This is a genomic window from Arthrobacter sp. 49Tsu3.1M3, from assembly GCF_900168135.1.
Taxonomy (GTDB): Bacteria; Actinomycetota; Actinomycetes; order Actinomycetales; family Micrococcaceae; genus Arthrobacter.
The window spans coordinates 24,325-37,459 of the sequence record NZ_FUZD01000003.1; the positions used below are offsets into that span (position 1 = coordinate 24,325).

8 protein-coding genes are annotated in these 13,135 nt (G+C 68.8%); 3 read left to right on the plus strand and 5 right to left on the minus strand.

The genetic code is table 11. From position 1 onward, the window contains the following. Window positions 1–98 precede the first annotated feature (98 nt). Window positions 99–2,726: a trehalase-like domain-containing protein gene (locus B5X90_RS05225; RefSeq protein ID WP_079550614.1), complete on the plus strand. Its 2,628-nt coding sequence runs from the start codon at window positions 99–101 to the stop codon at window positions 2,724–2,726. A 30-nt stretch (window positions 2,727–2,756) separates the two neighbouring features. Here B5X90_RS05225 and B5X90_RS05230 read toward each other — a convergent pair whose 3' ends face one another. From B5X90_RS05230 to B5X90_RS05250, 5 genes are all read right to left on the minus strand, one after another. After that, window positions 2,757–3,890: a GmrSD restriction endonuclease domain-containing protein gene (locus B5X90_RS05230; protein WP_143264660.1), complete on the minus strand. Its 1,134-nt coding sequence runs from the start codon at window positions 3,888–3,890 to the stop codon at window positions 2,757–2,759. 81 nt (window positions 3,891–3,971) lie between these two features. After that, window positions 3,972–5,102 (minus strand): FAD-dependent oxidoreductase, encoded by a 1,131-nt coding sequence (locus B5X90_RS05235; RefSeq protein WP_079550616.1) that lies wholly within the window; start codon window positions 5,100–5,102, stop codon window positions 3,972–3,974. Window positions 5,103–5,169: 67 nt separating this feature from the next. Then, window positions 5,170–6,096 carry an AEC family transporter gene (locus tag B5X90_RS05240; RefSeq protein WP_079550618.1) on the minus strand — a complete coding sequence of 309 codons (927 nt, stop codon included), beginning with the start codon at window positions 6,094–6,096 and terminating at the stop codon, window positions 5,170–5,172. A 106-nt stretch (window positions 6,097–6,202) separates the two neighbouring features. Further along, the gene (gene panD / locus B5X90_RS05245) at window positions 6,203–6,631 is read right to left on the minus strand and encodes an aspartate 1-decarboxylase (protein ID WP_179129059.1); all 429 of its coding nucleotides are present in this window, start codon (window positions 6,629–6,631) and stop codon (window positions 6,203–6,205) included. A 93-nt stretch (window positions 6,632–6,724) separates the two neighbouring features. Then, window positions 6,725–7,675 (minus strand): LysR family transcriptional regulator, encoded by a 951-nt coding sequence (locus tag B5X90_RS05250; RefSeq protein ID WP_079550621.1) that lies wholly within the window; start codon window positions 7,673–7,675, stop codon window positions 6,725–6,727. A gap of 142 nt (window positions 7,676–7,817) precedes the next feature. Between B5X90_RS05250 and B5X90_RS05255 the strand changes: the two genes are divergently transcribed. Continuing rightward, complete coding sequence (locus tag B5X90_RS05255) at window positions 7,818–9,281, plus strand: amino acid permease (RefSeq protein ID WP_079550623.1); 1,464 nt, start codon at window positions 7,818–7,820, stop codon at window positions 9,279–9,281. Between the two features lie 249 nt (window positions 9,282–9,530). Then, a complete protein-coding gene (locus B5X90_RS05260; RefSeq protein WP_079550626.1) occupies window positions 9,531–13,085 on the plus strand; it encodes a bifunctional proline dehydrogenase/L-glutamate gamma-semialdehyde dehydrogenase in 3,555 nt (1,184 codons plus the stop codon). Window positions 13,086–13,135 lie beyond the last annotated feature (50 nt).

The following is a 13,135-nucleotide window of genomic DNA, read 5'->3' on the forward strand; positions in this document are numbered from 1 at the left end:
GACACCTATGCGAAATCGTCCCGGGAGGATACTGGAGGTGCGTCCTCCCGGGGACGATTCTCATGCAGGCATTGGGGACTACTCGAAGGACCGCGCCGATGCCCACACCGCTCAACCAGGCCCTGGCCGACTCTGCGCTTCTCACCAAATCCCTCCCGCTGGGCCTGCTCCGCGCTTTCGTGCAGACCAACGCGGCCGACGACGGGCTCACGCCGCAACTGCTCGCTGAGCTCAAGATCCTCGCCCGCACTCCCGGGCTGCTCGTGGCCTGCAACTACGGCGGCACGCTGTGCGCGGCAGAAGGCATTTCCACCGAGACCCTGCCGCTGGGCAGCGCGGCGATCGCGCTGAGGGCGCTGGCAGCCCTCCCGAACACCCACGCGGCCGTCATCTCCGGGCGGTCGCTGCGGGATCTGGCCGCCGTCTCACGGCTCCCCGCGGAGGTGCATCTGGTCGGCTCGCACGGCGCGGAGTTCGACATGGGCTACGCCCACGGGCTGTCCCTCGCCACCGAATCAGTGCTGCAGCAGGCCAGCCAGGCGCTCGCCGAAACCGTGGGCGCCTACCGGGGCATCAGCATTGAGCGCAAGCCGGTCGCTGTGTCGGTGCATACCCGCCCGGCGGCCCCCGACGTCGTCGCACTGGCCACCACGAAGGCGGAGGAGATCGCCCGGGCGCACGGGTTGCACTTCGTTGTGGACGGCTCGGTGCTGGATCTCTCCGTGGTCGAACCGTCCAAGGCCTCCGCGCTGGAGCACCTGCGCTCCATGCTCGGCGTGAGCGCCGCCCTTTACGCCGGCGATGCCTTCAGCGACGAGCTGGCCATGGCGACGCTGCGCGGGCCGGACATGGCGCTGCGCGTGGGGGAGGGGCCCAGCGTGGCGGCCCACAGGCTCCGGGACCCGGAGTCGTTCGCCCGCGTCCTGGCGATCCTGTTCGAACTGCGGCGGGCGTGGCTGTTCGGCGAGGATGCCGTGGGGCTGGAGCGGCACTCCATGATCGGCAACGGCTCGTCCACCGCCCTGATCACCCCCGACGCGAAGATCTGCTGGATGAGCCACCCGCTGCCGGACAGCGGCTCGCTGTTTGCCCATCTGCTCGGCGGCGATGCGGCGGGGCACTTCTCCGTGGAACCGGCGAAGGCCTCGCAGGTCCTGGGCCAGCGCTACGTGGACAGCACCATGATCGTCGAAACCCGCTGGGCCGACGTCACCGTGACGGACTACCTGGAGCCGGCCCCGGACGGCATCACCAGCCTGGTCCGGGTGCTGTCCGGCACCGGCACGGCCCGGATCGTCTTCGCCCCGCGGCCGGACTACGCGAACGCCCACTTCAGCATGGAGGCGCGCGGAACTGAACTGCACGTCGTGGGAACCGCGGATCCGATCATTCTCCGGGCGCCCGGCGTTGCCTTCGCCATCACCTCCGACGGCCGGCACGCCACGGCCACGGGCGACGTCGATCTGCGGGACGGGCCGGTGGTCCTCAACCTGCGCTGCGGCGATACGGAACCTCAGCCCGCGGTGCCGGATGATGAGACCGGGCGCCGCGCCGCCGTCGCCCATCACTCCCGGCGCTGGGTCCACGAACTGCAGCTGCCCGGCGTGAAGCCGTCGCTGGTCCGCCGGTCCGCGCTGGTGCTCCGCGCGCTGGTCCATGAACCCACCGGCGCTGTGCTGGCCGCGCCTACCACCTCACTGCCGGAGGGAATCGGTGGCACCCGCAACTGGGACTACCGGTACTGCTGGCTGCGTGACGGGTCCATGACCGTCAACGCGCTCGTGGACCTGGGCTCCACGGCGGAGGCCGAGGGCTTCCTGGCCTGGCTGGGCCGGATCCTGGCCCACGCCCCGGGCCCGGAGTGGCTCCACCCGCTCTACTCTGTGACCGGGGCACCGCTGTCCACCGAGGCCATCATCGAGAGCCTGCCCGGCTACGCGGGATCCCGCCCGGTGCGGATCGGGAACGCCGCCGACCACCAGGTACAGCTGGACGTGTTTGGCCCGATCGCCGAGCTGATCCACGCCCTCAGCGCCCGCCAGGGCATGCTCTCCGACGACCACTGGGACCTGCTGGTCCAGATGGCCGCAGCCGTGCTGGCCCGCTGGCACGAGGCCGACCATGGCATCTGGGAGGCCAGGCGGGCACCGCGGCACCACATCTACACGAAGGTGATGTGCTGGGTGGCGCTGGACCGGGCGCTGCGCACGGCTGTCCGGCACGGCCGGGAACCGCTGCCGGCCTGGGAGCCCACGGCGGCGATGATCCGGGAGGAAGTCCTCCGTGAGGGCTGGGACGAGACGGCGTCCTCCTACACCGTGGCGTACGACAGTCCGGACCTGGACGCAGCCGTGCTGCACATCGGTCTCTCCGGCCTGCTGGACGTCAACGACCCCCGGTTCCTGGCCACCGTCACGGCGGTGGAGCGGGAACTGCGGGTGGGGCCCACCGTTTTCCGCTACAGGTACGACGACGGCCTGCCGGGCCTGGAGGGCGGCTTCCACATCTGCACCACCTGGCTGATCGAGGCCTACATCGCCGTCGGCCGGATCGAGGAGGCCTGGGACCTCTTTGACCAGCTGGTGAACCTGTTCGGTCCCACCGGGCTGCTGCCCGAGGAGTACGACCCCGGCACGGAAACCCACCTGGGCAACCATCCCCAGGCGTATTCACACCTGGGCTTCATCCGCTGCGCCCGGCTCCTGCACGAGCACCAGAAAAACTGACCGCCCGGGCGGCGGACGGGCCGGCCGCCGCTATTCGCAGCCGACGCCGTCGCCGTCCCGGTCCAGCCTGCGGCTGTACCCCGGCTGGCCGACGTGGATGGGCGCTGCTCCGGCCGCACGGACCGCGGCGCAGTTTGCGTAAGCCACCCCGGCCGCCGGTGCCGGTGCCGGGGCAGGCGCAGGCGCAGGTGCAGGTGCGGGCGCGGGACGCGGGGCAGGCGCAGGTGCTGGCGCGGCTGCCGGCCGGGTGGCGGGGGCCAGGGCGTCCGGGCAGTTCGAGAGGACCCGGGCCATGGCGTCGTGCTCGGCCTGGGTCACCCAGAGCCCGTAATTGGATTTCACCGAAATCTGGCGGGCGACGTAGGTGCAGCGGTAGGACTTGTTCGGCGGCAGCCAGGTGGCGGCGTCGCCGTCGCTCTTGCTCTGGTTGGCCGGGCCGTCCACCGCCAGCAGGTTCAGCGGATCGTTGGCGAAGGCCAGCCGCCGGGCCGGGCTGAGCTGCTGCGCGCCCTTCTGCCAGGCGTCGCTGAGGGCCACGACGTGGTCGATCTGGACGGCGGTGCTGGTGGCGTTGCCGCGCAGGAAGTGGATCGCGGCGGCCGTGTAGGGGTCGGCCAGGACGCCGGAGAGCACCACGCAGTCCCGCGTCCCGGGCCGGAGCGCGACTGACGTGAGGTCGCGGCGGAGCACATCATTGCGGGTATCGCAGCCGTTGTGGTCAACGTCGGACCAGGCCGGGCCGAACTGGTCGCGGGAATAGCCCGTCTTAGGGGCGCGGCCCTTGACGGGCAAGATGGCCAGTAGCGCGAGGGCTTTGCCCGCAAGGGCCGGCTGCCGGGGCGCGGCGGCCGCAACATCGGCGCCGGCAACTTCGATGCCTGAAACTTCAACACTGGGGGTAGCGTCCGGATCAAGCGAAGCGCTGTCCGTGCCTGCTGACGCAGTGGCGGGGGCAGCCGTGACGACGGGGCTGACGCCGGTTCCGGCGGCCGGGGGAACAGTTCCCGGGCCGGCGCACGCTGACGTCGCCACCAGCAGCAGGCCCGCCACCCCGCGGACGATCCAGTCGACCGCACCGATCCTCGGGCTGCGGGCACCCATTCCTTGGGCGCTGCCGGACTGGACGTCGTTGGACTGGATGCTGCCTGATCGCGTGCTGAGCAATGTTCCCCCACCTCATGCTGGCGCGCCGGGTATCCGCCCGCGCTTAAGACCGGCCCCAGCCTACCCGTTGCTCTGGCGGAGTCAGCGGAGCCCCGGGCGGGATGCCGAGAAGACGGCCGGCGCTCCGCCGTCGCCGGTCGCGAGGTCGGCCAGGATCCTGCCCACGACCGGCGTGAACTTGAAGCCGTGCCCGGAGAAGCCGGCGCCGATGACAACCGGGCCGATCCGGTCCAGAACAAAGTTCTCATCCACGGTGGTCGTATAGGTGCAGCTGATGTCGGTGAGGGAGTCGGCGTCGACCCCGGGCAGCCAGTCCCGGGCGTAGCGCTGCAGGGCCGCCCGCTGTTCGGGCTCCGCCGCGAAACTCCGCCGGTCCGGGTCCACCACCGGGCCCACCCCGTGCCATCCGGCCTTGATCCCCTCGCCCGGTGTTTGCATGCCGTAGACCGGCGAACGCCAGTACCCGTACGCGTCGCCGTGGCCCGGCATGTGGTTGAATCCCGGCCACTGGGCACCCTCATCGGTGATGGCGAAGTGTGCGGGTTGTTCCTGGGTGACCCTCAGCCGGGGCAGCGGCGCGACCCCGGCGAGCAGTTTCGTGGTCCAGCCGCCGGCGGTGACCACGCCCTGCCTCGCGGCGAGCACCTCGGTGCGGCCGCCGGCCTCAAGCGTGAGCCGGACGCCGTCGTCGAGGACATTCAGCTCGAGGACCTTCACATGATGGCGGATCTCGGCGCCAAGCCCGGCGGCGAGGCGCTGCAGCGCCGGCAGTGCGGCGTCCGGGTTCAACTGGCCGCCATCGGCCATGTGCAGCACGCGCGTATCGAAACGGATGCCCCGCCAGCGCTCGGCGGCTTCCCCGGCGGAGAGGAACTCCGCCCTGAGCCCGGCCGCAAGCAGCGCGTTCCGGATTTCGGGCAGCCGCGGATCGGGGCCGTGGTTCACGACGCCGGTGCGCGCCAGCAGGCGCTCGCCGGCGTCCGTTTCGAGCTCGCTCCACAGCCTGGCCGCCTCTGCCAGCATGGCGACGTAGTCCGGATCCGCGTAGCCGGGGTTGAAGTTCCGGGTTGTGCCGTGGGAGGCGCCGTTGCGGTGGCCGGGCCCGAACTGCTCCAGCAGGGTCACCTCCCGGCCGCGCCGGGCCAGCGCCCACGCGGCGGCCGAGCCCATCGCGCCGCCGCCGATGACCACAGTGTCCAGGGTTGTTTTCAAGGGTCCTCCTCCGGGTTTGGTGCCGGTCCGCAGATCCCGTTCAGCTGAGCCCGGCTGCCCGGCGAGGTCAGGCCAGCAGCAGGGCCACGCCGATCATGGCGGGCACAGCTACCACCGTAGTGATCAGCACGGTGTCCCGGGCTACCGTTACGCCGGTGCGGTAACGGCTGGCCGCGACAAACACGTTTTGGGCGGTGGGCAGGGCGGCCGTGACGACGGCGGCAAAGAGCGCCTTTTCCTGCATGCCGAGGACAAAATGGGCAAACAGGTAGGCCACCAGCGGGTGGACTACGAGCTTGAAGAAGCTCGCAAGGAGGGCGTCCAGCCGGCGTCCGGCGGCCGCCTGCAGCGGCTTGGAACCGTTCAGGCTCATGCCGAAGGCGATCAGCATGGCCGGGATGGCCGCCCCGCCAATCAAGTGAATGGGCTCCAGGATCAGCGGCGGCACCGTCCAGCCGGTGGCGGCCACCAGGAGCCCGAGTCCGGTGCCTACGATCATCGGGTTGCGCAGGATCATGAGCACGAAACTCAGGGGCGTGGTGCGGTGCGAGCTGGTGGTGGCGTCCAACGCCATGAGGAACAAGGGGGTGAAGAAAGCCAGCTGGAAGATCAGTAGGGGTGCCACATAGCTGGCATCACCGAGCACGAAGACGGCGATGGGAATGCCGAGGTTGGCCGAGTTGGCCAGCGACGAGCTCATGGAGGAGATGAGGGCTTCCGGCAGGGACCGCTTGAGCGCGAAGCGCACGATGCCAAAGAACAGGACCGCCGTGGTCACGGCCCCGACTGCCGTCACAAGAAGCGGCGCGGCAAAGACGTCGTGCAGTTTCGCCTTACTGAGGGTCTCGAACAGAAGGGCGGGGCTGGCCACAAAAAACGTCAGGGCGCTCAGGACGGGGCGGGCGTTCTCGCCCAGGATATTGCGCCGGCCCACGAACATGCCGACCAGGATGATGGCCCAGACGACGAAGAATCCCGCCAGTACCCCTAGCACGCGGCTCTCCGCAGCGGGGCGGGAGGGCGGCGGGTAAGAGTCACCCGTCCAGAGTAATCAGCTTTATTCCGCGGGCCGTCCTATTACGCCCGACGGCGCGCTGCCGCTAGTTGAGCGCCGCGTTGTTCAGCGAGTGCGGCGGACGCATGATCCCGGGCGTCATGCCCTCGGCGGGGTCGTTGCCGATCTGGACAATCTTGTTGTCCTGGTCAACGTGGACCACCTTGGGGTTGTACGCCTTGGCCTCTTCCGTGGTCATCTGGGCGTAGGTGATGAGGATGACGATGTCGTTCTCATGCATCAGGTGGGCGGCGGCACCGTTGATGCCGATCACGCCGGAACCGCGCTCGCCGGCAATCGTGTAGGTCTCGAGCCGTGCGCCGTTCGTGACGTCGACAATCGCCACGAGCTCCCCGGGCAGGATGTCGGCCGCCTCCAGCAGATCCAGGTCCACGGTGACGGATCCGACATAGTGAAGGTCCGCGTGCGTGACCGTCGCGCGGTGGATCTTGGATTTGAATATTGTGCGATTCATAACGACATCAGTCTAACGCGGGGCCACCGCTCGCGCTGTGGCCCACCGCACATGCCGCGGGCCTCACGCGCGCGGTTCCACACATGCCGGAAGTCACGCGGGCCGCTCCACGGGAGCCGGACCGAGGACGCCCGCGGCCGCCGCCGGCACGATGGATGCCGCCGTCACCGCCAGGATTTCCCGGGCCGCCAGCAGTGCGGGGCGCCTGGCGCTCGAGCGCCGCACCGAGGTGAACACCGTACGGTGCGGATCCCCGGGCAGGTCCAGGAGTTGCGCGCTGGTGCCGCGGCCGGTCCACACGAGGTCGGGCATCAGGGCCACCGCATTTCCGGATTCGATCAGCCGGATCTGGGCCTGCAGGTCGGCGGTTTCAAAGCGGACGTCGGGCTCAAACCCGGCGCTCCGGCAGGCCTGCTCGGCCCAGTGCCGGGAGGCCGCTCCGCGGGGTTCCATCACCCAGGCCAGCCCCGCGGTATCGGCCAGCGTCCTGATGGGGTCGCGGCCGGGCGAGGGGGGCGGAACGGCGAGCCGGATGGCGTCGCGGGTCAGGGCCACGCGGTCCAGTTCGGCGTAGTGCGGGGCGGCATGGCCCGGGTACTGCTCGGCGATTACGAGGTCGAAGTCGCGGGCCCACGTCTCGTGAAGGGCCGTCTCCGGTTCCCGCTGGGTCATTTCGACCCGGACTTCCGGGTAGCTGGCGGTCATTCTGGTCAGGGTGTCCGGCATGAGCGCCAGCGCGGCAGACTGGAACACCGCGATCCGCACGGTGCCGGTGACCGTGGTCAGCGACGCCGCCAGATCCGCCTCCGCCTGCTCGAGGGTCTCCAGGAGCTGGGAGGTGTGGGCCACCAGGACTTCGGCCTGCGGGGTCAGCTGCACCCGGCGCCCGGTCTTGCGCAGGAGCTCCACCCCGGCCTCCTTCTCAAGGAGGGCCAGTTGCTGCGAGACTGACGACGGGCTGTACTGAAGCGCTTCGGCCACTTCGGCCAAAGTGCCCCGGATCTTCAGTTCGCGCAACAGTCGCAAACGCCGGACGTCGAGCATCGCTATTCCTTTGTGAATCCTGACGGTTATTCATTAAGAGAATTCACTTTATCTAATGCAATCGGGCTTGCATACTGTTCTCACTCGATAAGCCCCATCACAGGGTGGAGTGATGGGCACCGCACCTAAGCAGGAGGCCCCCATGGCTACACGGGATTTGTCACAGTCGATCATGCGGCGCAAGCCCATCGACGACATCGAGGAAGAAAACAAACACAGCGGTCTGCACAGGAGCCTGGGGCTCTGGCAGTTGACGGCCATCGGCGTCGGCGGCATTATCGGCGTCGGTATCTTCTCCTTGGCGGGCCTAGTGGCCCACGGCAGCGAGTCCGAGCCCGGAGTCGGGCCGGCCGTGCTCATCTCCTTCCTGATCGCCGGCCTGGCGTCCGCCGCCGCGGCGCTGTCCTACGCGGAGTTCGCCGGAATGATCCCGCGGGCAGGCTCGGCCTACACCTACGGCTACGTCGCCCTCGGCGAGATAATCGGCTGGTTCATCGGGTGGGACCTGCTGCTGGAATACATCGCCATCGTCGCCGTGGTGGCCATCGGCATCTCGGGCTACTTCGACGCATTCCTCTCCGGTATCGGCATCCATATGCCCGCCTGGATGACCGCGACGCCGGATGAAGGCACCGGTGGCATCATCAACCTTCCCGCGATCCTCGTCTGCCTGCTCGTGACCTGGATCCTCTCCCGCGGCACCAAGACCTTCGGCCGCTTCGAACTGATCGCCGTCGGCATCAAGGTGCTGCTGATCCTGTTCATCATCGGCTTGGGCATTTTCTACGTGAACACCAACAACTACAACCCGTTCTTCCCCAGCGGTTTCGGTCCCGTGGTGGCCGGCTCCGCCACCGTGTTCTTCGCGGTGTTCGGCTACGACGCCATGAGTACCGCGGCCGAAGAGGCCACCGACGGCAAGAAGCACATGCCCAAGGCGATCATCCTCTCGCTGGTCATCGCCATGCTGCTCTATGCCGCCGCCACCCTGGTGCTCACCGGCATGCAGAACTTCACGGAGATCGACCCCAAGGCCGGCTTCGCCTCCGCCTTCAACAGCGTTGGCCTGCCGGTGATCGCGACGATCATCTCCGTATTCGCCGTCCTGTCCATCCTGACCGTGATGCTGACCTTCCTCCTCGGCGTCACCCGCGTCTGGTTCTCGATGAGCCGCGACGGCCTGCTGCCCGGCTGGTTCTCGAAGACGGACCGGCACGGCACGCCCCAGCGCGTGACCTGGATCGCCGGCGTCGGGGCCGCCGTCCTGGCCGGCATCCTCCCGATCAAGGCCGTCGCAGACCTGACCAACATCGGCATCCTGGCCGCGTTCGTCGTCGTCTGCGTGTCGGTGATCGTGTTCCGCTACAAGAAGCCCGACGCCCCGCGGACGTTCCGGCTGCCGCTGATGCCCCTGGTGCCGGCGTTCGGCGTGTTTGCCTCGCTCTTCCTGATGTTCCAGCTGCACTGGGAGACCTGGCTGCGGTTCGTCGTCTGGCTCATTGTCGGCCTGATCATCTACTTCACGTACGGCCGCAGGCACTCGCTGATGAACCCGGACAGCCCGCGGCACGAGGAGATCGTGGAGATGCACCGCCCCCTGACCTAGCCACTCCATTCCCCGTTGCGCCATCACTTCTGGCTCCCATTCCCGGGTCTTTCCGGGTCTTCACGCCCGGAAGTGATAGCGCAACGGGTTTTTAAGGGGCAGAGGTGGTTCCCGAACGTTCGGGCGGGAATCAGAAGCATCGGTTTTCCTAACCGGTATTGCTCAGAAAACTTCGCTTTATCTTATGAAAATCCGGTCGCATACTGTTTCGTAAGAGGTCCACATTTTGAGAAAGAACGTGTTTCAGCCATGACCAACATCTCCACGGAGCCCGGCGCCACCACCGGAAACGCCGCAGGCAACGACGCCACGCACGCCGCCGTTTCGGAAGGCTCCACGGTCCTTGAGGCCGCAGCCCTCGCCGAGGACACCATCGCGCTGGTGCGCCACTGGCTCACCGAGGCCGCAAAGGTGCCCGTCGACGCCTCGGCCGAGCAGCTCGCCGGGGTCCTGAAGGACCCCAACGGCCTGGACTTCACGGTCGGGTTCGTCGACGGCGTCGTCCGCCCCGAAGACCTGCAGGTCGCCGCCCGCAACCTCGCCGCCCTGGCCCCCAAGGTCCCGGCCTTCCTGCCCTGGTACATGCGCAGCGCGGTCCGCCTCGGCGGCACCATGGCCCCGGTCCTGCCCCAGGTGGTCATCCCGGTTGCCCGCCGGGTGCTGCGTGAAATGGTCGGCCACCTCATTGTCGACGCCACCGACGCCAAGCTCGGCCCGGCCATCGCCAAGATCCGCAAAGACGGCATCAAGCTCAACGTCAACCTCCTCGGCGAGGCCGTGCTCGGCGAACACGAGGCCTCCCGCCGGCTCGAGGGCACGCACACCCTGCTGGCCCGGCCCGACGTCGACTACGTCTCGATCAAGGTCTCCTCCACGGTGGCCCCGCACTCCGCGTGGGCCTTCGACGAAGCCGTGGAGCATGTCGTGGAGAAGCTCACCCCGCTCTTCGCCCGCGCCGCCTCCTACGCGTCCACTGGCCAGAAAGCCAAGTTCATCAACCTGGACATGGAGGAATACAAGGACCTGGACATGACCATCGCGGTCTTCACCCGGATCCTGGACAAGCCCGAGTTCAAGAACCTCGAGGCCGGCATCGTGCTCCAGGCCTACCTCCCGGATGCGCTGTCCGCCATGATCCGCCTGCAGGACTGGGCCGCTGCCCGCCGCGCCGACGGCGGCGCCGCCATCAAGGTCCGCGTCGTCAAGGGCGCCAACCTGCCGATGGAACAGGTCGAGGCCTCCCTGCATGACTGGCCGCTCGCCACCTGGGGCACCAAGCAGGACTCGGACACCAACTACAAGCGGGTCATCAACTACTCGCTGCACCCGGACCGGATCCGCAACATCCGGATCGGCGTCGCCGGCCACAACCTCTTCGACATCGCCTTCGCCTGGCTCCTGGCCAAGCAGCGCGGCATCGCGGATACCGCACAGCAGGGCATCGAATTCGAGATGCTGCTCGGCATGGCCCAGGGCCAGGCCGAAGCCGTCAAGAAAGACGTCGGCTCCCTCCTGCTCTACACGCCCGTGGTCCACCCTGCCGAGTTCGACGTCGCGATCGCCTACCTGATCCGCCGCCTCGAAGAGGGCGCCAGCCAGGACAACTTCATGTCCGCCGTTTTCGAACTCAGTGAAAACGAAACGTTGTTCGAGCGCGAGAAGCAGCGCTTCCTCGCCTCGCTGGCCAAGCTCGACGACGAGGTCCCGGGCCCGAACCGGCTGCAGAACCGCGCCCTTCCGGCCGCGCCGCTGCCGCACGACTCGTTCGAGAACACTGCCGACACGGATCCGTCACTGCCCGCGAACCGCGACTGGGGCCGCGCCATCCTGGGCCGCGTGACGACGTCGACACTGGGCAACGCCTCCGTCGAGGCCGCAACGATCAACGATGCCGCGACCCTGAATGCCGTGATCGACACCGCCGTCGAGAAGGGCAAAGCCTGGGGCGCACTCTCCGGCGCCGAGCGCGCCGAAATCCTGCACCGCGCCGGCGACGTCCTCGAGGCCCGCCGCGCCGACCTCCTTGAGGTCATGGCCTCCGAGACCGGCAAGACGATCGACCAGGGTGATCCCGAGGTCAGCGAGGCGGTCGACTTCGCGCACTACTACGCCGAGTCCGCCCGCAAGCTCGACGACGTCGACGGCGCCACCTTCGTCCCGGCCAAGCTCACCGTTGTGACGCCGCCGTGGAACTTCCCGGTCGCCATCCCGGCCGGCTCCACCCTCGCGGCCCTCGCCGCCGGCTCCGCCGTAGTGGTCAAGCCCGCCAAACAGGCCCGCCGCAGCGGCGCCGTCATGATCGAGGCCCTCTGGGAGGCCGGCGTTCCGCGCGACGTCCTCACCATGGTCCAGTTGGGCGAGCGGGAACTGGGCCAGCAGCTCATTTCCCACCCGGCCGTGGACCGCGTCATCCTCACCGGCGGCTACGAGACCGCCGAGCTGTTCCGCTCGTTCCGCAAGGACCTGCCCCTGCTGGCCGAGACCAGCGGCAAGAACGCCATCATCGTCACCCCGAGCGCGGACCTGGACCTCGCGGCCAAGGACGTCGCGTACTCCGCGTTCGGCCACGCCGGCCAGAAGTGCTCCGCCGCCTCGCTGGTGATCCTCGTCGGCTCCGTGGCGAAGTCGAAGCGCTTCCACAACCAGCTGATCGACGCCGTCACCTCGCTGAAGGTCGGCTACCCGCAGGACCCGGCGAGCCAGATGGGCCCGATCATCGAGCCCGCCAACGGCAAGCTCCTGAACGCCCTCACCACCCTCGGCGAGGGCGAGACCTGGGCCGTCGAGCCGCGGAAGCTCGATGATTCGGGCAAACTCTGGAGCCCCGGCGTGCGCTCCGGTGTCCGCCGCGGATCCTACTTCCACCTCACCGAGTTCTTCGGCCCGGTCCTGGGCGTTATGACGGCAGAGACCCTCGAGGAGGCCATCGCGATCCAGAACCAGATCGAATACGGCCTCACCGCGGGCCTGCACTCGCTGAACAGCGAGGAACTGGGGATCTGGCTGGACACCATCCAGGCCGGCAACCTCTACATCAACCGCGGCATCACCGGCGCGATTGTCCAGCGCCAGCCCTTCGGCGGCTGGAAGAAATCCGCCGTCGGCGCCGGCACCAAGGCCGGCGGCCCGAACTACCTTGTCGGCCTCGGCGAATGGGTCAGCAAGCCCAGCACCGCCGCCGGCACCCCGGCCGCTGCTCCCGTCCACGCCGGCGTCCGCCGGATTGAGGACGCGGCCAAGGGCTTCCTGACCGCCGAGGAGCTCGCACCGCTGCAGCGGGCGCTCGCCTCCGACGCCCGCGCCTGGGCCGAAGAGTTCGGCACCGCGAAGGACGTCTCCGGACTGAGCGCGGAGCGCAACGTCTTCCGCTACCGCGCGCTGCCCGTCACGGTCCGCCTCGCCGAAGGCGAACCGCTTGCCGGCCTGGTCCGGACCGTCGCCGCCGGCGTCCTGGCCGGGTCCGTCCTGACGGTCTCCACCGCCGTGGAACTGCCCGCCCAGCTGCGCGCCGTCCTGACCGGGCTTGGCATCGCCGCGACTGTTGAGAACGACGCCGAATGGCTCGCTTCCGCCGGCACCCTCGCCGCGGCGGGCAAGCTCTCCGGCGCCCGGATCCGGCTGATTGGCGGGGACGCCAAGGCGCTGGCCGAGGCCACGGGCGGACGCCCGGACCTGGCCGTGTATGTCCACCCCGTCACGGAAGCCGGACGCGTGGAACTGCTGCCGTTCCTGCACGAGCAGGCCATCAGCATCACGGCGCACCGCTTCGGCACGCCCAACCACATCTCGGACGCCCTGATCTAGCCCGGGGCTGCTAAAACCCCGGCTCGGGCGTGCTGGAAACCTAAAACGCC